Genomic DNA, 22,283 nt, shown 5'->3' on the forward strand with positions numbered 1-22,283 from the left:
GCTTAGTTCTCCTCTTTGTAGTCAGCAACAGCATGTACTGATGGAGTTTCTTGCGGTGCCCAAGCCACTGGACGATCGGTATCAAGCTCGAAAGTCGAGATCGCATCTTTAACCAGACGCGGATCAACTTCACCTTCATCAGCCAGTTTTTTCAGGGTGGCCACTACAATATGTGCAGCATCAACACCAAAGTAGCTGCGCAAGTTGCCACGTGTATCTGAACGGCCATAACCGTCAGTACCCAGTGCTACGAATGGACGGTTATCCGGAAGATAAGCACGAATCTGTTCGCTATAGGCACGCATGTGATCGGTTGCAGATACCACAATACCTTCAGTACCACGGAGCTGTTTCGATACCCATGCTTCTTTCACGTCTTCAGCCAGCGGATGCAAGCGGTTGTATTCTTCACATGCCATGCCGTCACGTGCCAGTTCATTGAAGCTGGTCACACTGTAGACATTCGAGTGGATCTGGTATTCCTCACGCAGGATCTTCGCTGCCTTGATCACTTCACGCAGAATCACACCTGAGCCCAGTAACTGAACGGTAGCTTTCTCGTCTTCTTCAAGCAGGTACATACCGCGCTTGATACCTTCTTCAACACCTTTTGGCATTTCAGGATGCTCGTAGTTTTCGTTCATTACGGTCAGGTAATAGAACACACGTTCCTGATTCACATACATACGTCGTAAACCGTCATGCACGATCACTGCCAACTCATAACCGAAACATGGGTCATAAGCGACACAGTTTGGAATGGTACTGGCCAGGATGTGTGAATGACCATCCTGATGCTGCAAGCCTTCACCGTTCAGTGTGGTACGGCCTGCGGTTGCGCCCAGCAAGAAACCTTGTGCCTGTGCATCACCTGCAGCCCATGCAATATCACCGATACGCTGGAAACCAAACATCGAGTAGTACATGTACATCGGAATCATTGGCAGGTTATTGGTTGAATAACTGGTGCCTAATGCCGCCCATGCACTCATGGCGCCGGCTTCGTTAATCCCTTCTTGCAACATGTGACCGTCTTTGGCTTCACGGTAATGCATCAGCTGTTCTTGGTCTTCCGGGGTATATTTCTGGCCATGCGCGGCATAAATACCCAGCTGGCGGAACATGCCCTCCAGACCGAAAGTACGTGCTTCATCAGGCACGATTGGCACAACACGATCTTTAATCGCTTTCTCTTTAAGAAGTGCCGAGATTAAACGTACCATCACCATCGTGGTCGACTGTTCTTTGCCGTTCGAACCCGCTAGGACCGAATCAAATACAGACAGCTCAGGAATTGCCAGCTGCTCGCTGTCCTTGCGACGTGCAGGCAGATAACCACCCAGCGCTTCACGACGAGCCTTCATATATTTGATTTCAGGAGAGTTTTCACTTGGACGATAGAACGGCACTTCTTCCAGCTGTTCATCAGTGAAAGGAAGATTGAAACGGTCGCGCACATATTTCAAAGAATTAATTTGCATCTTCTTGATTTGATGCGTTTTGTTAACTGCTTCGATTTCTTCCGACAAGCCATAACCTTTCACGGTTTTCGCCAGGATCACCGTCGGCTGACCTTTGGCAGTACAAGCTTCGGCATAAGCCGCAAAGACTTTGTACGGATCGTGACCACCGCGGTTCAGATTATCAATATCTTCATCACTTAAATCTTTCACCAGCTCTTTGGCTTCTGGATATTTACCAAAGAACTTTTCGCGTGCATAAGCACCACCTTTTACCTGGTAGCGCTGGAAATCGCCATCCACCGCTTCTTCCATTACTGCTTTCAGTGCACCAGATTTATCTTTCGCTAGTAATGGATCCCAGTGACGGCCCCACACGACTTTAATTACACGCCAGCCTGCACCGCGGAATAGCGACTCAAGCTCCTGAATGATCTTGCCATTCCCACGTACCGGACCATCCAGACGTTGCAAGTTACAGTTCACCACCCAGATCAGGTTATCGAGCTTTTCACGACCGGCCAGAGAAATTGCACCCAGGCTTTCCGGCTCATCCATCTCGCCATCGCCCAGATAAGCCCAGACTTTACGGTCTTCTTCTTTGATCAGGCCACGGTTCATCAGGTACTTTTGAATATGCGCCTGATAAATTGACATGATGGGACCTAGACCCATCGATACCGTCGGGAACTGCCAGTAGTCCGGCATCAGATAAGGATGCGGATAAGATGGCAGACCTTTACCGCCGACTTCTCGACGGAAATTATTCAGATGCTCTTCGGTCAGTCGGCCTTCCAAAAATGAACGCGCGTAAATACCCGGTGCACAATGGCCCTGGTAATAGATCATGTCACCGCCAAAGTGGTCACTGTTGGCCCGGAAAAAGTGGTTAAAGCCGACATCGTAAAGGGTCGCAGAAGAAGCAAAGCTCGCCAGGTGACCACCGAGGTCATCACCAGTTTTATTCGCACGCAATACCATTGCCAGAGCATTCCAGCGGATCAGCGCACGAATACGACGCTCCATATCCTGATCACCCGGCATGGCAGGTTGTTCTTCAACAGAAATCGTATTTAAGTAGGGAGTATTTAAACGCTGAATAGGAACATGCTTTGCGATTGCGCGTTGATAAAGTTTTTCTAATAAAAATGCTGCACGCTCAGTGCCCATATGCTGCAAAACCGAATCAAATGCATCTTGCCATTCCTGGGTTTCTTGCGCGTCTGTATCACCATAAAACGCCATAATCTACAGTTCCTAAAAGCCTAATCTAATAGCCTATATGTACCATATTTGAGACCTCAGCTGGTATGGCCCTAGCTGAATGCGATTTGGCAGTACTATTTAGGAACTAAATGATTGGTGACGTATAATTACACTACATAACAAAAAACAGCCAATAAAGGCGATTTATTATACAATCATTATAATAGTTGGTGATAATATGATATTTAAAAGCGATTAAATAAAAAGCCCCTCAATTTGATTTGAAGAGCTTTCAGATTAAGTGTTTAAAACTGCTTAATGGAGATTATTTATGTATAGAGATATATCTCGCTATCCCAGACTATATTTAAGGTAACATGGCCAAATAAGTCGATGGGTTTTTACGTTGACCGTCTTTTACTACTTCATAATGTAAGTGTGGACCGGTACAGCGACCAGTACAGCCTACATTGGCAATATGATCACCCGCTTGCACCTGTTCTCCCACACGTGTAATAAGTCGTGAAGCATGAGCATAACGTGTTAAATAGCCGTTGCCATGATTGATTTCAACATATTGGCCATAACCTGTACCCCAACCTGACTTGGTCACAATACCGGGACCAGTAGCATAGATCGGTGTACCGCTTGGTGCAGCGAGATCAAGGCCTGAATGATTTTCAGCACGGCCACCCATGGTACGCCCGCCGTAACTTGAACTTATGCGAGAATTAGGTAAAGGATGGGAAATCAACCAAGAGTAAGTGCTGTTTGCTGCCGCTTTGTTAGAGGAAGTACTGGCATACTTCTGAGCAAGTGTTCGATTGTTAAGCTCAACAGGTTTCTCACGCAGTTGAACATTTAATTTGGTTTGCGCTGGGATATCGATATCATCTGGATGAGTATATGCACCCTGTGCCAAAGTCCGTGTCAATTGCTCGATACGATCTGTTGAACCATTTTCTTGATTTAGATTGACTAAATCTGCAAACGCTACCGAGGCAGCTGAAGCCGACAAAGAAAATGCCAACAAAATACGTCGCATATGCATAAAAAACCTCTCTAAACTGCTTTAATCGAGTTTCTTGAAGATCTCTATCCTTGATATCCACTAAAAGAAGCGCATAAGATTAAGACATAAATATGTAGGAACAATGTATGTCTGAACCTGTCAACGTTTTTCAACAAACAAGAAAGCAGATAAAAACAGGAAACTTTTCGTTTCTCTCATCACAAGTTGCCGCTTGGCAGAAACTTACGAAACTCGTACAACCGCTGTTGCCCCAACCGGAACGCTGGCAAGTTGTTTGCTATCAAAATGGTGTGTTAACGATTACTGGTGAAAACCAGGCCATGATCAGTCAACTGGCCTATCTTCAAAAGCAATACATCTCACAACTCTCTCAAATAAATGAATTAACAGATCTCACTAAAATTCAAGTTTGCTTGCGGAATCCTTCGCAAATGCCCCCTGCTCCAGTAACACCTGAAAGAGCCTTAAATGCAGAAACACAGGAATTACTTCGTAGTGCGGCTGACTTTATAAGCGACCCTAAGCTTAGCCAAGCTTTACTACGTTTGGCAAGCAATAAAAAGTAACATAGCAATCAAATGTAATAAATTAAAAAGTAACCATTATGTGACCTGTATCACAGTATTAACGCAGTAATAAAAACATAAAGGCACAAACACAATGACTTATGTCACATTCACATACATGATTGGACAATTAGACTCGTCATCAAATGTTACAATTTCATAGCAGCTTGGATCACTTTTCACATTGCGTAAAAGTTGATTATTCAAGGCATGTCCAGATTTATAACCGTCAAATTTGGCAATAATCTGATGTCCGAGCAGATATAAATCACCGACGGCATCCAGAATTTTATGCCGTACAAATTCGTCCGAGAAACGCAAGCCTTCTTCATTAACGACCCCGGTTTCATCCACTCCAATCGCATTTTCCAGACTGGCTCCCAACGCCAGATTATTGGCTTTGAGATAATCCAGATCTTTCATAAAACCAAAGGTACGTGCTTCACTGACTTCATAAACAAAAGTTTCAGTAGAAAAATCGATGCTGGCGGACTGATGTTCTTTTTTAAAGGCAGGATGATCAAAATCGATGGTGAAATTAAGCTGGAAGCCTTGATGGGGGCTAAAAACGGCACGCTTGTCATCAATCAGTGCTTCAACCGGTTTAATAATCTTGACGAATTTTTTGGCAGCATCCAGCTCTTGTAATCCACCTTGCATTAACAGGTAAATAAACGGACCTGCACTGCCATCCATAATCGGTACTTCAGAGGCAGAGACTTCAATTATCAGATTATCAATTCCCAAACCGGCAATCGCACTCATGACATGCTCAATCGTACCCACTTTGGCATTTTCCTGAACCAGATTCGAGCACATAAAGGCTTCCTGAATCAGCATGGCATCAGCCGGAATGTCCACTGGTGGGTTCAGGTCTATACGACGAAACACAATTCCCCCATCGGCATAGTGCGGCACAAAGTTAATCATGACTTTCTGCCCACTGTGAAGACCGATTCCGCTCGCTTTCACGATACGTTTCAGGGTACGTTGTTTCAACATGCTTTTATCATCTGTTCATCTATAAAACCGCTATACGTTAGCATATTTGGCCATTGATAAAAAACAAAAAGGTGGCTTTTAAGCCACCTTTACTGTGTAATCCAAGTAAACACATCATGTTACATGTTATTTACGTTGTTGATTCTTAAGATAATCCTGAATACTCATTGGCGTTGGGCGCGGGCTGGAAACTGAAGCTGCTGCCGGGTTCGCTGCTGCTCCTGTTTCATGCTGCTGACGCTGAATTGCCGGCACATCGTCATCTTCAACCACGGCCTGTGCAGCAGCTGGACGAGTTGCCTGTACATTGGTACGTTTGGTCGGCTCAACTGAATCGGCTGCATGGCGGGTGAGACCTGTTGCAATTACGGTCACACTGATTTCATCGCGTGCATCCGGATCAAAAACGGTACCGTAGAACACCTGACCTTCATCTAAATCGACAATCTGGTTGACAACATCGGTAATTTCTTCAATTTCACCAAAAGTCACATCATCGCCGCCGGTTACATTGATCAGAATACCTTTGGCATTCATGATGGTCACGTTATCGAGCAATGGACTACGGATCGCCTGTTCAGCTGCCTGACGGGCACGGTTTTCACCACGACCCAGACCAACACCCATCATGGCATAACCACGTGTGCTCATAGCGGTTTTCAAGTCAGCAAAGTCAAGGTTGATATGACCTGGACGTACCACTAAATCAAAAATACTGCGTACAGCATTCAGTAGCACATCATCCGCTTTTTTATATGCATCTTTCATTGAAATATCACGAAAGACTTTCAATAACCGCTGGTTTGGAATGATGATCAATGAGTCTACATGCTGCTCAAGGGCTTCGATACCTTTTTCAGCAGACTGTAAACGACGTTTACCTTCGAAGTTGAAGGGCGTAGTTACTACACCTACAGTCAGGATACCCATTTCTTTGGCAATTTCAGCTACGACTGGCGCAGCACCGGTACCGGTACCACCACCCATACCTGCTGTCACAAATACCATATCTGTGCCTTCAAGCTGCTGGCGGATCAGTTCACGACTTTCTTCCGCTGCAGTCTGGCCCACTTGCGGATTTGCACCGGCACCCAGACCACGGGTACTCTGCTCGCCCAGCTGAATTTTAAATTCAGCTTCCATGCGATCCAGTGCCTGCTTGTCCGTATTGGCACAAACAAACTTTACACCCTGAATATCGGACTGCAACATATGCTGTACAGCATTACCACCCGCACCACCTACACCAAATACAGTGAAACGGGCTTGACCATTGCTATCGCTATGATCGTCTTCGAAAAATTCAAATGAGGCCATGACCTATAAAATTCCTAATTCATAATTGGCAGTCACTAAGCCCGTATACTGCCTTAATCTTGATAAAATTGTTTTTAAGAATGCTGCTCATGCGTTCACTTGTCAAGTACAAGCCCGATTAACTACATCTTCTCAACAATATTCACAATAAAAATCGACTTAAAAGATGGATTTCAAGGTGTCGTTAAAGCCAGACCAGGCTCTTTTCACCCGCTGAGCCAATGACAACCGTTCTACATCATCCTGCTCCACTATCGTGTCCTGGGTATCACTCTGGCTAAACATCAACAAACCAGCCACAGTGCTATATTGCGAACGACGCAAAGCGGCCTGATGAGGTTCATCCGCATACACCTGAGTCGGCGGATTACCTAAATGCGCCGAGACTCCCATGGTACGGCGGACAAAACTCACCATTCCTTCAATATGACTGGCATCCCCGGTCAGGACTACCCCATGATATAAGCCCTGGAGAGCACCGTTTTTCACCAGCTCATCACGCACCAGTCCGAGAATTTCTTCATAACGCGCCATAATGATTTCAGTCAGCTCGATCCGGCTGATGGTCTGTGGTCCATCAATGCCCTGGAACTGAATCATATGGTCAGGCTTGACCACTTTCAGGTCAACACAGCCGTACAGCAATTTCAGACGTTCAGCTTCTTCGGTTGTGGTTTGCAATACTGCTGCAATATCACGGGTCACATGTTCACCGCCACGCTGGAAAGTATGGGTTAAGGCCAGACGGCCATCTACATACACTGCAACATTGGTCGTGCCAGCCCCAATATCTACCAGACATACGCCATATTCTTTTTCGTCTTTGAGCAGGCTGGCTTCAGCGGTGGCCAGACTCGACACCACCATTTTTTCTACGCCGATATTGGCCCCTTTCAGGGCACGGTCAATATTCTGCATGGTACTGATCGGCAGCATCATCAGATGATAATGTCCGGTCATGCTATGTGCCGACATCCGAATCGGATTCAGCACCCATTCCGGTGAATCATCCAGCTCAAAGCCCAGAGGCACAGCGCTGACCAGATAATGGTCTGAAGTCAAATGACTGGCTTTGGCCAACTCCAGTGCACGTACCACTTCGCTGGTGGTAATCGCATGTTCGCTATTGTCGATCGAGGTACGCCCCGATGCATAAAAGCTTTTTAATTCGGCACTTGGAATAGAAACCCAAGCAGAATGTACTCGACATTCTGCCATATCTTCTGCTTCTTGAACGGCATTTTTAATTGCAGTAATAACTTTATCGAGACTGACAATTTTCCCTTTACTCATGCCTCGGTTACGAGCGGTGGCCATACCAATCACTTGGATATTGTCTGGCGCGTGTACCTTGCCAATCAAAACTGAAACTTTGTGTGTCCCAATGTCAATCGCCACAACCGAGGGAACAGCTTCACTCATTATTCACTACTACCATTACGTGTTTGTTAGATTTATGGCTTTAAACGCCTCTATTTTTTAAAGCCGGTCATTATGGCTTTACTGTTACATTATTCTCAACGCCCATGTCATTAATGGTTACAATAAAATGTCCATTTACAATTTTAGGCGGAATTGAATTTTTCCACTGTATCGACAATCCATTGCGATAACGCAGGTCGATAGCCGAGATTTTAGACCAGACCGGCTTCAAATCACGCTGGGATAGCTGACTTAAACGCTGTAATTTGCTCATGGTCTGATCTTTATCCACAATTATTCTTAAACCCGAATCAAACTGCATAAACCAGGTCATTCGCTCGGTGAGGTATAATTCTTTTAGACGAATACCTTGTGGTAAAAATAACTGATTAATTTCATTATAACGACGCATCATGGTTTCCGCATGGCTCGCCGGTCCATGTAACAACGGTAATGCCTGATAATTCTTGGGTGTGACTTCCGTAAAAATCACACCACTGTCACTTAGTAAACGCCCTGTTCCCCAACGTGCAATTGCATGATGCGGCATGACCCTGACCCGAATACCATTTGGCCAGGCTCGAGAAACCACGACCCGGTCTACCCAGGACAATTCCAGGGTACGGTCGCGGATCGCTTCCAGATCCGAAGTAAAATAGTTTTCGGTCACAATCGGTGATACATATTGCATGACCTGACGCTGTTCAGCAGCCGAGCGCGTACCTACCACGCCCAGTTCTGCCACATCAGTATTGGTCATGACTTTATATAAACCCCATACTCCAGCGGCCAGTACCAGCACCGCGATACACAACAATAACCAACCACCAAAATTAGCCAGCTTTTCTTTGCGTGTTGGCGGCTTGTCGTGAATCGAGGTAATTGCAGCACGTTTACGGCGCATGGAAACAGGAAGCTGAGCCATATTTAGTGTGCCGAACCGGTCAGAGTCTGTTCCAGAATCGCAACACACAGCTCATCAAAACTGCATCCGACTGCAGCTGCTGCTTTTGGCACCAGAGAATGACTGGTCATACCCGGCACGGTGTTGACTTCAAGCAGCCAGAAATTACCCTGTTCATCCTGCATGGCATCAATCCGGCCCCAACCGCTGGCACCAACTGCCTGGAATGCGCGCAAACTCAAGGCTTTTAACTGCTGCTCTTCAGCTTCAGTCAGACCACATGGAATGCCATATTGCACATCATTACGGTTATATTTAGCTTCATAGTCGTAGAAGGCGACATCTTGAGGCGGTTCAAGACGAATCACCGGCAGCGCCTGACCATTTAAAATCACAATGGTGAATTCACGACCGGTAATCCATTTTTCTGCCATCACCACGGCATCGTGTTCAGTTGCCTTGGCAATCGCTTCAGCAAAGTCTTCAATTTTTTCGACCTTGCTCATACCGATACTGGAACCTTCATGCACCGGCTTGATAATCAAAGGCAAGCCTAAAGCATTAACAATGTCAGCCGCATCGGAATCTTTGGTAACAATGCGATACGGTGCTGTCGGCAATTCCGAGCCCTGCCAGACCTGTTTGGTCTTGACCTTGTCCATGCCGATGGCAGAACCCTGTACACCCGTACCGGTATACGGTACGTTTAGCCATTCCAGCACACCCTGGATCTGGCCGTCTTCCCCGCCACGACCATGCAATACAATGAATGCACGATCATAATTCACCAATTCTGTGACACTACGCTCCTGCGGGTCAAACGCTTCCGCATTGACCCCTGAACGCACTAATGCCTCAAGTACCGCCGTACCACTGTCTAGAGAAACCTCACGCTCTGCAGATTTACCACCAAGCAACACGGCAACTTTTCCGAATTTTGAAGCATTTGACACGTTTATATCCTTAAACTTTTTTCAATCTGGTCAATTCAATTCAGTCACACAAGATGACTATTTTATATATAAGTGATTTTGTGCAAGTTCGACTGAGATTGCTCCAACATTACCTGCGCCCTGGGTTAATAACAAGTCATTTGCTTGCAATACTTTTCTCATGATCTGATTCAGGTTGCCGTCCGCCGCATCGACCAGAATTGGCTCGACTTCACCACGTAGACGAATGCTGCGGGCCAAAGTACGGCTGTCCGCCCCGACAATCGGTTTTTCGCCAGCAGGATAAACATCCAGCAACAATAACTGGTCTACAGTCGAAAGTACTTCCACAAAATCATCAAAGCAGTCACGGGTACGGCTATAACGGTGTGGCTGGAACATCATTACCAGACGACGGTCCGGATGACTCTGACGCGCAGCTTTAATCGTCGCTTCGACTTCTTTTGGATGATGGCCATAGTCATCCACCAGTTTCACGTCACCGCCCTCAATCGCAAACTCACCCTGAACTTCAAAACGGCGACCCACACCACTAAAACCTTCCAGTGCACGGCAGATTGAAGCATCAGACACGCCTTCATCAGTTGCTATACCAATCGCAGCCAAGGCATTCAGCACATTATGCAAACCTGGCTGGTTGACCGTTACACGCAATGGCTCACGCTCTTTACGCAATACGGTAAAGTGGGTTTGCATGCCATCCTGATCAACATCTACTGCGCGGATGTCATTGTCTTCATTGAAGCCATAAGTCAGTAATGGACGTGCAATCCGCGGCATGATTTCACGGATATTGGCATCATCACCACAGACTACGGCCAAGCCGTAAAATGGCAGTTTTTGCAGGAACTGGATAAAAGTATCTTTCAGGACATCGAAGCTACCGCCATAGGTATCCATATGATCGGCATCAATATTGGTCACCACGGCAGCCATTGGTTCCAGGTGCAGGAAAGAAGCATCTGACTCATCGGCTTCGGCCACAATATAACGGCTGGCGCCCAAGGCTGCATTCATACCGGTACGGTTCAGCAAACCACCGATCACATAGGTTGGATCCATGTTTTCTTCAGCCAGCATACAGGTGATCAGACTGGTGGTCGTGGTCTTGCCATGCGTGCCGGCAACGGCAATACCATGACGGTAACGCATCAGTTCACCCAACATTTCCGCACGGCGAACCACAGGAATACGGTTTTCAATCGCGGTTTTAATTTCCGGATTTTCCTTATCAATCGCGGTAGAGACCACGATCACGTTGGCGCCCTTAATATTATTTGCAGTATGTCCGATATAGACTTTAATGCCATTCGCTTCCAGCTGTGCGGTGGTATTGGATGTCTTGATATCTGAACCGGAAACTTTATAGCCCTGGTTTTTCAGCACTTCCGCAATACCACACATGCCTGCGCCACCAATCCCCACAAAATGAATGTGTTTGATACGGCGCATTTCTGGCACTTTAATTAACTTTTTCGCTTGTTCAGCTGGGGTTGTTGGAGACATAGTTTACTCGGATTACAATTCTTGAATTAAACGGACCACATGTTGAGTCGCATCGGGTTGAGCCTGTCGGCGTGCTTTCACGGCCATTTCCATTAACAGTTGGCGATTCAGCATCGGCTCTAATAATGTTTTTAAACTTTCCGGGGTCATTGTGGCCTGCGGGCAAATCTTTGCCGCATTGATATTGGCCAGGAAACCGGCATTGGCCGTCTGATGATCATCCACTGCACTTGGAAGCGGCACAAAAATCGCAGCTACGCCGGCAGTGGCAATTTCAGTTACAGTCAAAGCTCCGGCACGGCAAATCACCAGATCGGCATCAGAATAGGCTTTGGCCATATCTTCAATAAAGGGCTGTACTTCAACTTGCAAACTGGCTGGTGCATTTTCATAACGTGCCCGTGTCGACTCGGCATGGTTTTGCCCACACTGATGATAGACGCTTAATGGCACATTGAGTTGCTTTAAAGCTTTCGGAACCCGTTCATTTAAGGCTTGCGCCCCCAAAGATCCACCAACGATCAGAATACGTAAGGGCAGTCCTGCCTTGTCACGCTCCTGATAACGCCAGGACGGATTTAAAATTTCACTAATTTCTTGTCGTACCGGATTACCTGTAGTCACGACTTTTTCTTGGGCCGGAAAGGTATTTGGAAAAGCCTGACACACCGTCTTTGCCACACGCGACAATTGGGTATTGGTAAAACCGGCGACTGCATTCTGTTCATGAATCAGCACCGGAATGCCTAAGATACGCGCGGCCAAACCACCCGGGCCTGCCACATAACCGCCAAAGCCTGCCACGGCATCGACCTGAAGCTGTTTCATGAATTTCATGGCACTGAAGGTGGCTTTCATGATTTTAAAAGGCGCCAAGGCTTTACGTAAGAAACCATTGCCACGCACACCCTGAATATCAATGTGATAAATGGGAATATTCTGGTTTTTTAACAGGCGGTTTTCCATGCCTGTGGGGGTGGCTAACCATGAAACCTGTATACCTTTTTGTTGTAAATCTTTGGCAACAGCTAACGCTGGAAACACATGTCCACCTGTACCTGCGGCCATCATCATGACATGTTTAGGCTGTTTTTGCTGAGCGTCGGTCACGGTTTAATTCTTCAATACTAAAAATGGAGCAGGAAATCTGATTTAAGTAATCAATTGTAATCACAAACCTCAGGCCATGAAAGTTTATTTACTTTATTTCAACAAGGCTTTAATTGTTTTTTTCACGCAAATTTCAAGTTTGGACTCGTTTTATTTATAAGGTCTGCACTTTTCCTTCGACTTAAGTGACATATCATATCAATTTTAAACTCACTTTTCATTATATTATCAATGATCTTGCCCCGGATAGGGCTTTATTTAGAACCATTTACAGCTCACTCCCGGTCAATCCATGTCTTATCATCGACTAATGAGCTTAGGCTTAAAACCTATAAATTTTATAAAACTTTCATGTTATTCATATCTATATATGAATGATGCTTGATGTACAAGCAGATGCTTTAAATGGACTCAGTTCGGATAGATGTCAAAAATCTCATTGCGTGATGTATGGATTATCTTGGCCGGTTATCTGGCTGCGATCCATGTGGGCAAACTTTCGGCCGTGATTCCTGTGTTGCAGCAGGATTTAAACCTGAGTTTTACTCAGGCTGGTTTTTCGTTAGCATTGGTGCAGGCCGCCGGAATGCTGTTTGCGCTATGCATTGGCGCCTTCTCGGAAAAAATGGGATTAAAGCGCTGCCTGATCATGGCCTTAATCATTTTAGGGCTGAGCAGTCTTGCCGGGCTCTGGATTACGCAGCCTGCCACTTTATATGTATTGCGTTTTATGGAAGGAATCGGGTTTTTAACCATCTCCTTGTGTGCGCCAGCAATTTTAAAACGTACCAGCCGCGCTGAAACACTGAATTTCAAGATGGGACTCTGGAGTTCCTATATGGGCATCGGTGTCAGTCTGGCCGTATTGATGATTCCTCTCCTGCTTGAATATCTGGACTGGCAAACGATCTGGGCCATTTTGGGCTGCCTGTGCCTTGTCATTGCTGGCATGATCAAACAATATTTAAATATTGAACCTGCCCTGGTAACACAGCCAGACTCTACCCAGGCAGCTACGGAAAACACCTCATTCTGGCAGATTGTTCAAATTACCCTGACCCATCCTCCCATTATCTGTCTGGCGATTATTTTTGCGTGTTATACCAGTCAATGGATTACTGTCACGGGCTTCCTGCCTACACTGTATGTTGAACAGGGGCTGGACTTAAAACGCGCAGGGATGCTGGTCTCGATGGTCGTTCTGGCCAATCTGGGTGGTACTTTTGGCGCAGGCATGTTGCTGCAACAGGGTTATAGACCGCGCACTTTATTGAGTACCGGATTTGTGGCAATGCTCTGTAGCAGTTGCTTGGTATTTGCCGCAAATTCCTGGCTCTCATTTGAATTGCAGGTTGTCAGTGCCGTGCTGTTTTCACTGATTGGCGGGATGATCCCGACCACTGTTTTTGCGATTACCCTGCATTATGCACCACGCGCCTATGCAGCAGCGGCCAGTGTGGGTCTGGTTTTACAAATTTCAGCCTGCGCACAGTTTTTTATACCGACCCTGAGCGCTGCGCTGATATCTGCCACCCAATACTGGGCCAATCTCGCCATTATCACCGTCTGCCTTTCGATGCTAGGCATGGTAATGACGGCATATTTATTTAAGCGTTACCCGAAATAAAAAGGTAAAAAGAGCCTGCAAGCAGACTCTTCTTTCACCTGATTTTACCTTTATACTTGATTGGCCTGACCCGCTTCCAGCACGGCAAACAGATCATCCGCAATCGAGGTGCCAAACTGCATATCAATTTCACGGATACAGGTTGGACTGGTTACATTAATTTCAGTGACATAATTTCCGATCACATCCAGCCCCACAAAAACCAGACCTTTCTCTCTGAGATACGGCCCTACTTTTGCTGCAATGGCTTTGTCAGTTTCAGTCAGTGGGCGTGCCTCGCCTAGGCCACCCGCGGCCAGATTGCCGCGCACTTCACCATTTTGTGGAATACGGGCCAGACAATACGGCACTGGCTCGCCATTAATCATCAGGATGCGTTTATCACCTTCGACAATTTCCGGAATATAACGCTGCGCCATAATCGGCTGGGTGCCGTTATTGGTCAGCATTTCAATGGTTGAACCGATATTGATCCCGTCCTGATACAGGCGGAAAATCCCGGTGCCGCCCATGCCATCCAGCGGTTTTACAATGACATCGACCTGTTCTTTGAGAAATTCACGAATCAGGCTTTGCTGTGAAGTCACCAAGGTCGGAACTTGTAGATACGGGAACTGGGTCGCGAACAGTTTTTCATTACAGTCACGCAGGCTTTGCGGTTTGTTGATGATCCATGCTCCTTCGCGCTCTGCCTGCTCCAGAATATAAGTGGTATAGACGAAGTTCATATCAAAAGGCGGATCTTTACGCATCAAGACCACGTCATAAGCAGCGATCGACTCTTTTTGTTTTTCGCCAAGTTCATAATAATGGTCGTAGTCTTCAAATACCTGTAACGGTGCGATCAGACCAAAGGCCTTGCCCTGATCGATATATAAATCTTGCTGCAATGCATAACCGAGTTCATGCCCGCGACGTGCCGCTGCCCATAGCATGGCCATGGTCGAGTCTTTCTTCAGGTTTACATTTTCGATGGGATCCATCACAACAAGTACGCGCATGTGTCTCTGCTCTTTTTCAAAAAATGACTTGGCAAGCAGTATAGCTTGTGTCGATTCTTTTGTTTATGGGGATTTTGCATGACTTATTTATATAGGTTTTTAGAACAATACTGAGGCAGATTGAACTCACAGGAGGTATACCATGCAACAGGCCATTATCAGTTTTCATCTGGATGAAGAACAGCATTGGGTTGCAGGGCTGGCCTGCGGACATGGCCAGCATGTACGGCATACCCCGCCATGGCAAAACCGTCCTTGGGTGATGACCGAGCAAGGGCGCAAGGAAAAGATCGGGATACTGCTGGATTGTAAAAAGTGTGAAAAGTGCGAAACTGAAACCTGAACCTATGAAAAAAGTAGTATGTAGGTGACCTAAAAAATAATCTTGTCCAGAATTTGCTAATTTGAGTTACTGCGTTTATGCTTTTATTGCTCAAACATGCAGCGCATTTTTTCAGGGTGTACTTTTGCTCATACGGCTCGTCAAACAGATCTGGTTGGTGATGCTTGTGGTTTTTGCCATAGGCTGGAGCAGTGTGTCTGTCGCATCTGTAAACACCATGCATCTGGTCATGTCGACTGAAAAAATGAGCAGTCATTGTCTGGAAATGAAAAAACCATCTGCTTCTCACTCGCTGCATGAGACTGATCATCATCAAGATCAGATTCTGGTACAACCGGATTGTGTCAGTGACAGCACCCAGCAGTCATCAGACTGTCTGGATTGTGGCACTATGGCCTGCCAGAACCTGGTCACCAGCCTGCCCATTGCAACGCCCGAGTTAAGCGTGCCTGATTACGGTTATCCGGAAAAAACCCTCCTCCCTGCTTACCATGCCAAGCACCTTGCCGGTTACTGGCAAGAAATCTTACGCCCACCCAAAGCTTGATCTTGAATTTTTAAATTTTTTTATTCATTAAGGATTAAGTTATGTTGCTTAAAATCAGTCAAAGCCTGTGTCTGGGCTTCGGTCTCATCTCGTCGTCTGCCCTGTTTGCAGCCGTAAAAGAATATCATCTGGTCATTGATGAAAGCCCGATCAATCTCACCGGAAAGACGGTCAAGCGTATCACTGTAAACGGAAAATTCCCTGCACCCTTGCTGGAATTTGAAGAAGGTGATGATGCAGTCATTCATGTACAAAACAACCTGAACAATCAGGATACCTCGCTGCACTGGCATGGCCTGCTCCTGCCCGGGCTGATGGATGGCGTCCCCGGATTTAACGGTTTTCAGGGGATCAAACCGAAACAGTCTTTTACTTATCGCTTCAAGGTTCGTCAAAACGGCACCTACTGGTATCACGCACATTCCAAAGGTCAGGAACAGGACGGCCTCTATGGCGCATTGGTGATTCGCCCCAAAGCCCAGACATTGCTACCTGCACATGAACAGACCGAGCGGGATTATGTGGTGATGCTGTCGGATTTTCACGAACAGGGCAGCCAGCAGATTCAGAACAATTTAAAAAAATCGGCCGAATATTATCAGAACCAGCGCGAAACCGTAGGCGATGTATTTAAGCAGATAAAACGTGACGGCCTCAAGGCCACCTGGTCAGATCGCAAGATGTGGAACCAGATGCGCATGCTGAAAACCGACCTGTCTGATGTTACCGGTTATACCTTTCTGGTCAATGGAAAAACGCCGCAACAGAACTGGAGTGGCCAGTTCCAGCCCAATGAAAAAGTCCGCCTGCGATTCATTAATGCCTCAGCCATGTCGTTTTTCGATGTGCGTATTCCCCAGCTGAAAATGACTGTGGTCAGTGCCGATGGACAAGCTGTGCAGCCGGTCACTGTAGATGAATTCCGGATTGGAACTGCTGAAACCTATGATGTGATTGTGGAACCCACTACAGCGCATTACCAGATTGAAGCGGAATCGATCGACCGATCAGGCTTTGCTATTGGCAGTCTGCATCAGGCAACTGATTCAAGCAAAACCCCGGCTCCGGTTCAATTACTAACACCGCGCCCTCGTGCCTTATTGACCATGCAAGATATGGGACATGGCGGACAACATGACATGTCACATGACACACACAGCAGTCAGACCACACAATCTGCAACAGATACGCCTAAACATGATGATCATGCCCAGCACGACATGCATGCAAGTCATAGTGCCATATCCGGGACCAATCAGCCTCATCAGCCGGTTGAGGGCTGGGCCAATATGTCTACGCCTGCAGGGCACAAAGCCTTGCAATATCAAGACCTCAAAGCCCTGACACCGCAACCTGATACCCGCGCAGCAGAACGTGAACTGGTGATTCGTCTGGGTGGAACCATGGAGCGCTACATCTGGACCATTAATGGTAAAAAATTCAGTGATGCCGAGCCACTTCAAGTGAAATATGGCGAGCGGATCCGGCTGAAATTTATCAATGACAGCATGATGGCCCATCCGATGCATTTGCATGGCATGTTTATGCAGCTGGAAAATGGTCAGTCTGCTGCAAATATGCCAAATAAACACACCGTGATTGTGCCGCCCGGGAAAACAGTGACCACCCTGCTCACGGCTGACGAACTGGGAGAATGGGCGATTCACTGCCATCTGCTCTATCACATGAGTGCTGGCATGATGAACAAGCTGATTGTGGCACAGGTTGACGAAGATCAAGCATCTCACCCTTCTTCACAAAAAATGCCAAAGCCAGCAGCAGCTCAAGGAGAAAGCCATGCACATCACTAATCTTTTGGTAAAGTCAGTGCTCAGCAGTGCGCTTACCCTAAGCAGTCTGAGTATTTTTGCGGCAGCTTCTAGCGAGCATACGGGTCATAATGAACATCAGCATCATAGCGGACATCATGCCATGCAAAACATGGCTGATGACCACGCACAGCATACTGAAACTGCAGATGAAGCATCCTATCAACCGCCTCCAAAGTTATTGCATCAACAGCAGGCGCTGAGTACACCACAAAATTCAGTCAGTTCTGCCAACGAACATGACCACCGTAAAGAACATGGTGCACAGATATATAGCCAGATTATTCTGGACCAGAAATGGCAGCATAGTTCAGAGGGAAATGGAGCCTTCAAGTCCAAGAACCAGGCCAGAGTCGGCACGGATGAAAATAAAATCTTCCTCAAGCTAGAAGCCGACAAACATGAATCCCAGCCGGCCGAATATGAGGCCAAAGTGTTGTATAGCCGAAATATTTCCGATTTCTGGGATGTACAGGCCGGTGTGCGTTACCGTCAGGAAAATTTAGCTGAGCCTGCAACACGACAGCAGAACAAGCGCTTCGATGCTGTATTTGGCCTGCATGGCCTGGCCCCCTACTTTTTTGAAACTGATGCTTATCTGTATATCGGTGAAGATGACTTTGTGGGATTAAAGCTGGAAACGGAACGTGACCTGTTATTGACGCAGAAACTGATTATGCAGCCCTTTATCGAGCTGGATCTTACCCTGAATGATCAGGCAGCGAATGCGAAAAAAACCGGTCTTCGTCATGCAACCTTGGGTCTGGAAACACGTTATGAGCTGAGCAAAAAGCTCATGCCTTATCTGGAAGTGGGTTATGAATACAGCAAAGGTAACAAACAGACGGACTGGCAGCAAAGCTCTGACTCTGAAAAAGGCTGGATCTATGGGGCAGGCCTGAGAATGATGTTCTAAGTTTTTCTTAACTTTAATTTTTTACAGGTTAATCATGTCGCTACGGAAGATGAAACTACATTCATACTCCGTAGCCCTATGCTGCTGTGTTTTAGGCTGAAGATAATTTTTTTGATTTTAGATTTTATAAGCATTCTCATTATACTTTTTGGGTTTTCCGGTACACTCCCGCTTATGCCGATATCTGTTATTTTGCGAAAAACTAGTCTTCATCACTTTGATTTCTATTGTTACTTTTTGCTACCAGCGTGCCGAGCATAATGATAAAAGTACTCACGCCACCGATTAACAGGCTCATCAGACCCATTTCCAGCATGAAATTACTATTGTGACTTTGAGGCACACCCCAAAGAAATTGCAGACGGTCACCGAAGATAAAGTTGATCGCACACATAATCAGAAAACCGATCAAGGTGGCTATCAGCAAAGTCACCACCAGATTTTTCCACATTTTACATCCGACAAACAGGATGATCATGGCCAGCCCGACCATGGTGATGATGGATATAAGCAACACACCGTTCCAGTAATCCATGAGACTCACTCTTGTTATGGTTTTAAATTAAAATTAAGAAATTCTTATAGTTAATTTTTCCAATTAATTTTTAATATAGGTGGATTCTTATATCTCGGCAATGACAATAACTAACTTAAAGACAAAAACCTTATTTTAACCAAATTCATAAATTACATATACTTATAAAAACATTGTTACTTAAAAAATGATTTTTATTAACATAAAACAACTTAAGCACAACATAGATTTAGGGGATTTAATTCGCTGATGCTGAAATGCTCTGCATAAAGCGCAAACGGATCAGGACAAAATTTAAAAGCAAAAAATTCGAGTCTTTTTTTATAAGAAAAATAAATAATAAATATAAAAAACTTGAATATTTTATGATTTAGGTTATGCTGTCTTTAACTAGAAAAAAGCGTTGTTTAGTTAAACTTCTTTAAGTGCCGCAGTATTATTTATAATCCTCAGTTTTTTCAGATCTTTATTTCAATTCTTGTTGTTTTTCCAAGTTATCCATAGTCATTTCGATGACTAAAATTATTAAAAATTTAACAGGTTTATATTATGTCTACTACAGTTACCGGTACAGTAAAATGGTTTAACGAAACTAAAGGTTTTGGTTTTATTCAACAAGAATCAGGTCCTGACGTTTTTGCACACTTTAAAGAAATCAGCAGTTCTGGTTTCAAAACTTTATTTGAAGGTCAACGTGTTTCTTTTAGCGTCGTTGATGGTCAAAAAGGTCCAAATGCGATCAATATCGTTGCGCTATAATTTAGCCCAACAATGAAAAAAAGCACCTGAAGGTGCTTTTTTTAGCTCTGAAGATAAATAATTTTGAGTCATTGCTGTTCTGAGTTGGACTTTATAAAAAATAAAAAGATAAAAGTGAAAAACCCCCAGCATCCTGCCAAGGGTTTTTCGTGTTGATTTGCTTGGTATAACTCCTGTCGCACCTTACTTTCCTTGTATTTATCTCTGGTTATTCTTCTATGGAACATCCTGTTCCTGATAACTTCATCATAGGAAATGACGGGCAGCTCGTATAGATGCAAAGTGCCTGAATTAACGTAAGCAAATGCGTACAAAAAATAATGAAATATTAATTTCGATCTCCAGTATTTTTAATTTATTTTATTATTATAAAACAATGGATTAACTTAAATTTCAGTTATTTTACTTGATTTAACCTAGATAGCTATTAAGTGGCTGAATTTATAATTAAATTGAATCTTAAAATAAAAATGTACGGTCTGATTCCTTCTTCTGAGCAATAGTTTTGATCGTAGGTCCTGTTACCTGTAAATAAAAAAAGGAAGTCAAAACTTCCTTTTTTCTCATGATTAAGGCTTAGATACCGTATTTAACCCGGTAATCTTCCATTTTCGCCAACGCATCTAAGTCGCCTTTCGCTTCCAGATAGTCCATTAAATCTTTCATTGTAATTAAGGCATGTACAGGGATCTCAAGCTCTTGCTGTACTTCCTGAATCGCAGATAAATCCCCCTGGCCTTTTTCCTGGCGGTCTAGCGCTACCAAAACTCCGGCAATTTGAGCACCGGCATTCTTCAAGATGGTAACGACTTCACGAATTGCTGTGCCTGCGGTAATCACGTCATCAATGATCCAGACTTTTTTACCTGCTACAGAAGCACCGACCAATACCCCACCTTCACCATGGTCTTTGGCTTCTTTGCGGTTAAACCCCCACGGCACACTCACCCCATGATTTTGCGACAAGGCCACCGCCGTAGCTGCCACAAAAGGGATACCTTTATATGCAGGGCCGAAGATCACTTCCACATGGTCACATTCAGTCAGTTTCGCAGCATAGCCAGAAGCCAGCAGGGTCAAGGCTTCACCATCATTCAGCAAACCCGCATTAAAAAAATAGGGACTCACACGTCCCGATTTTAAAGTAAACTCACCAAATTTAAGCACACCGCGTGATAATGCGAGTTCGATAAAAGCTTGCGGGTTAAATTGAGCTGGCGTTGACATGAGGTGCTCCTAAATCCATTAATTAAGGTAAGACTTGCGCATGATACCAAAGAGTAGCTATCCAGGTGATCAAAAAATTCTTCGCGTCGTTTCGATTAATGTCAACGGCTTACGCTCATCTGTCACCAAAGGTCTATTAGAATGGATGGAACAGTCTGAAGCTGATGTAATTTGCATGCAGGAAAGTCGGATCACGCATGCGCAGTGGACCGATAAATTCAAGCCTGAAGGCTGGTACGCGCACCTGTTTCCTGCCGAACGTCCGGGGTATGCCGGTACTGCCATTTATAGCCGCCTGCCTTTTGTCTCTTTAACCGATGGCCTGGGTTTTGAACTGGCCGATTCACAAGGCCGTTTTATTGCCGCTGAATTTGACTTGGGTCTAGAGCAAACTGTACAGATCTGTTCACTGTACCTGCCTTCGGGTTCATCAGGAGATGAAGCGCAAGCACGTAAAGATCACTTTCTGGAAGAATACGCGAAAATCCTGAAACAGTGGCGTGATGAAAATAAGTCGGTGATTGTCTGTGGTGACTATAATATCGTGCATAAACGTATTGATATTAAAAACTGGTCAGGTAACCAGAAATCTTCAGGATGCTTGCCGCATGAACGTGCCTGGCTGGATCATATCTACGATGAGCTGGGTTATGTCGATACTTTCCGTGAAGTGCGCAAAGAAGCCGAGTTATATTCCTGGTGGTCAAACCGTGGTCAAGCACGCGCCAAGAACGTGGGTTGGCGGATTGATTATCAGGCCTGTTCTCCAGACTGGAAAGAGCGCACTGTGAATGCTTGGGTCTATAAAGATCAATGGTTTAGTGACCATGCTCCCGTGATTATTGACTACAAACTATAAATCCGTACGATGCAACATAGTAAACATATGTTCACTCAGTTAGGGTTTATCTCTTACATGACATGACGTATTTCTTGGGTTTATCTCCATGTAATAACATAGCATTATAGCGCTACGGCACAGGGACAGGTCTGGATGACCATATAAGGACAGGACGCCGT

At 45.4% G+C, this 22,283-nt stretch carries 20 protein-coding genes; 8 read left to right on the forward strand and 12 right to left on the reverse strand.

Annotated features, from left to right (window positions below; all coding sequences use genetic code 11):
- Positions 1-2: 2 nt before the first annotated feature.
- Complete coding sequence (aceE, locus tag VXQ11_RS06765) at positions 3-2,705, reverse strand: pyruvate dehydrogenase (acetyl-transferring), homodimeric type (RefSeq protein ID WP_064095061.1); 2,703 nt, start codon at positions 2,703-2,705, stop codon at positions 3-5.
- Between the two features lie 328 nt (positions 2,706-3,033).
- Positions 3,034-3,717, reverse strand: coding sequence for a M23 family metallopeptidase (locus VXQ11_RS06770; protein WP_416681454.1), 684 nt, complete (start codon positions 3,715-3,717; stop codon positions 3,034-3,036).
- A gap of 107 nt (positions 3,718-3,824) precedes the next feature.
- Here VXQ11_RS06770 and VXQ11_RS06775 point away from each other — a divergent pair, with 107 nt between their 5' ends.
- A complete protein-coding gene (locus tag VXQ11_RS06775; protein ID WP_064095063.1) occupies positions 3,825-4,265 on the forward strand; it encodes a DciA family protein in 441 nt (146 codons plus the stop codon).
- A gap of 99 nt (positions 4,266-4,364) precedes the next feature.
- On the opposite strand, the gene lpxC is transcribed toward VXQ11_RS06775, so the two are convergent.
- The 7 genes from lpxC to murG all read right to left on the reverse strand — a co-directional run bounded on the left by lpxC (position 4,365) and on the right by murG (position 12,479).
- Positions 4,365-5,267 (reverse strand): UDP-3-O-acyl-N-acetylglucosamine deacetylase, encoded by a 903-nt coding sequence (gene lpxC, locus VXQ11_RS06780; RefSeq protein WP_416705709.1) that lies wholly within the window; start codon positions 5,265-5,267, stop codon positions 4,365-4,367.
- A gap of 126 nt (positions 5,268-5,393) precedes the next feature.
- Positions 5,394-6,584, reverse strand: a complete 1,191-nt coding sequence (ftsZ, locus tag VXQ11_RS06785) for a cell division protein FtsZ (protein ID WP_064095065.1) — start codon at positions 6,582-6,584, stop codon at positions 5,394-5,396.
- Between the two features lie 159 nt (positions 6,585-6,743).
- Positions 6,744-8,006, reverse strand: coding sequence for a cell division protein FtsA (gene ftsA, locus VXQ11_RS06790; RefSeq protein ID WP_064095066.1), 1,263 nt, complete (start codon positions 8,004-8,006; stop codon positions 6,744-6,746).
- Between the two features lie 70 nt (positions 8,007-8,076).
- Complete coding sequence (locus VXQ11_RS06795; RefSeq protein ID WP_416705710.1) at positions 8,077-8,931, reverse strand: cell division protein FtsQ/DivIB; 855 nt, start codon at positions 8,929-8,931, stop codon at positions 8,077-8,079.
- A gap of 2 nt (positions 8,932-8,933) precedes the next feature.
- On the reverse strand, positions 8,934-9,863 hold the full coding sequence (locus VXQ11_RS06800; RefSeq protein WP_416705711.1) for a D-alanine--D-alanine ligase: 930 nt from the start codon (positions 9,861-9,863) through the stop codon (positions 8,934-8,936).
- Positions 9,864-9,920: 57 nt separating this feature from the next.
- Complete coding sequence (gene murC / locus VXQ11_RS06805; RefSeq protein ID WP_064095069.1) at positions 9,921-11,369, reverse strand: UDP-N-acetylmuramate--L-alanine ligase; 1,449 nt, start codon at positions 11,367-11,369, stop codon at positions 9,921-9,923.
- A 12-nt stretch (positions 11,370-11,381) separates the two neighbouring features.
- Positions 11,382-12,479 (reverse strand): undecaprenyldiphospho-muramoylpentapeptide beta-N-acetylglucosaminyltransferase, encoded by a 1,098-nt coding sequence (gene murG, locus VXQ11_RS06810; RefSeq protein ID WP_416681468.1) that lies wholly within the window; start codon positions 12,477-12,479, stop codon positions 11,382-11,384.
- 424 nt (positions 12,480-12,903) lie between these two features.
- Between murG and VXQ11_RS06815 the strand changes: the two genes are divergently transcribed.
- Positions 12,904-14,106 (forward strand): CynX/NimT family MFS transporter, encoded by a 1,203-nt coding sequence (locus VXQ11_RS06815; protein WP_064102604.1) that lies wholly within the window; start codon positions 12,904-12,906, stop codon positions 14,104-14,106.
- 50 nt (positions 14,107-14,156) lie between these two features.
- Here VXQ11_RS06815 and gshB read toward each other — a convergent pair whose 3' ends face one another.
- On the reverse strand, positions 14,157-15,107 hold the full coding sequence (gene gshB, locus VXQ11_RS06820) for a glutathione synthase (protein WP_416705712.1): 951 nt from the start codon (positions 15,105-15,107) through the stop codon (positions 14,157-14,159).
- Positions 15,108-15,249: 142 nt separating this feature from the next.
- On the opposite strand from gshB, the gene VXQ11_RS06825 reads away from it, so the two are divergent.
- The 4 genes from VXQ11_RS06825 (at position 15,250) to VXQ11_RS06840 (ending at position 18,742) form a co-directional block, all read left to right on the forward strand.
- Positions 15,250-15,450: a DUF3565 domain-containing protein gene (locus tag VXQ11_RS06825; RefSeq protein ID WP_064102602.1), complete on the forward strand. Its 201-nt coding sequence runs from the start codon at positions 15,250-15,252 to the stop codon at positions 15,448-15,450.
- A gap of 124 nt (positions 15,451-15,574) precedes the next feature.
- On the forward strand, positions 15,575-15,997 hold the full coding sequence (locus tag VXQ11_RS06830; protein ID WP_416705713.1) for a hypothetical protein: 423 nt from the start codon (positions 15,575-15,577) through the stop codon (positions 15,995-15,997).
- 41 nt (positions 15,998-16,038) lie between these two features.
- On the forward strand, positions 16,039-17,808 hold the full coding sequence (locus VXQ11_RS06835; protein WP_416705714.1) for a copper resistance system multicopper oxidase: 1,770 nt from the start codon (positions 16,039-16,041) through the stop codon (positions 17,806-17,808).
- Positions 17,795-18,742: a copper resistance protein B gene (locus VXQ11_RS06840; protein ID WP_191731012.1), complete on the forward strand. Its 948-nt coding sequence runs from the start codon at positions 17,795-17,797 to the stop codon at positions 18,740-18,742. The genes VXQ11_RS06835 and VXQ11_RS06840 overlap by 14 nt, the downstream gene beginning before the upstream one ends.
- 202 nt (positions 18,743-18,944) lie before the next feature.
- On the opposite strand, the gene VXQ11_RS06845 is transcribed toward VXQ11_RS06840, so the two are convergent.
- Complete coding sequence (locus VXQ11_RS06845; protein ID WP_416681480.1) at positions 18,945-19,277, reverse strand: hypothetical protein; 333 nt, start codon at positions 19,275-19,277, stop codon at positions 18,945-18,947.
- A gap of 549 nt (positions 19,278-19,826) precedes the next feature.
- Between VXQ11_RS06845 and VXQ11_RS06850 the strand changes: the two genes are divergently transcribed.
- The gene (locus tag VXQ11_RS06850; protein WP_004281299.1) at positions 19,827-20,036 is read left to right on the forward strand and encodes a cold-shock protein; all 210 of its coding nucleotides are present in this window, start codon (positions 19,827-19,829) and stop codon (positions 20,034-20,036) included.
- A gap of 576 nt (positions 20,037-20,612) precedes the next feature.
- Here VXQ11_RS06850 and pyrE read toward each other — a convergent pair.
- On the reverse strand, positions 20,613-21,263 hold the full coding sequence (gene pyrE, locus VXQ11_RS06855) for an orotate phosphoribosyltransferase (RefSeq protein ID WP_064102598.1): 651 nt from the start codon (positions 21,261-21,263) through the stop codon (positions 20,613-20,615).
- Positions 21,264-21,303: 40 nt separating this feature from the next.
- Here pyrE and VXQ11_RS06860 point away from each other — a divergent pair, with 40 nt between their 5' ends.
- Positions 21,304-22,122 (forward strand): exodeoxyribonuclease III, encoded by an 819-nt coding sequence (locus VXQ11_RS06860; protein WP_064095079.1) that lies wholly within the window; start codon positions 21,304-21,306, stop codon positions 22,120-22,122.
- Positions 22,123-22,283 lie beyond the last annotated feature (161 nt).

The sequence above is a fragment of the Acinetobacter sp. 197 genome (assembly GCF_048148385.1).
GTDB lineage: Bacteria > Pseudomonadota > Gammaproteobacteria > Pseudomonadales > Moraxellaceae > Acinetobacter > Acinetobacter pecorum.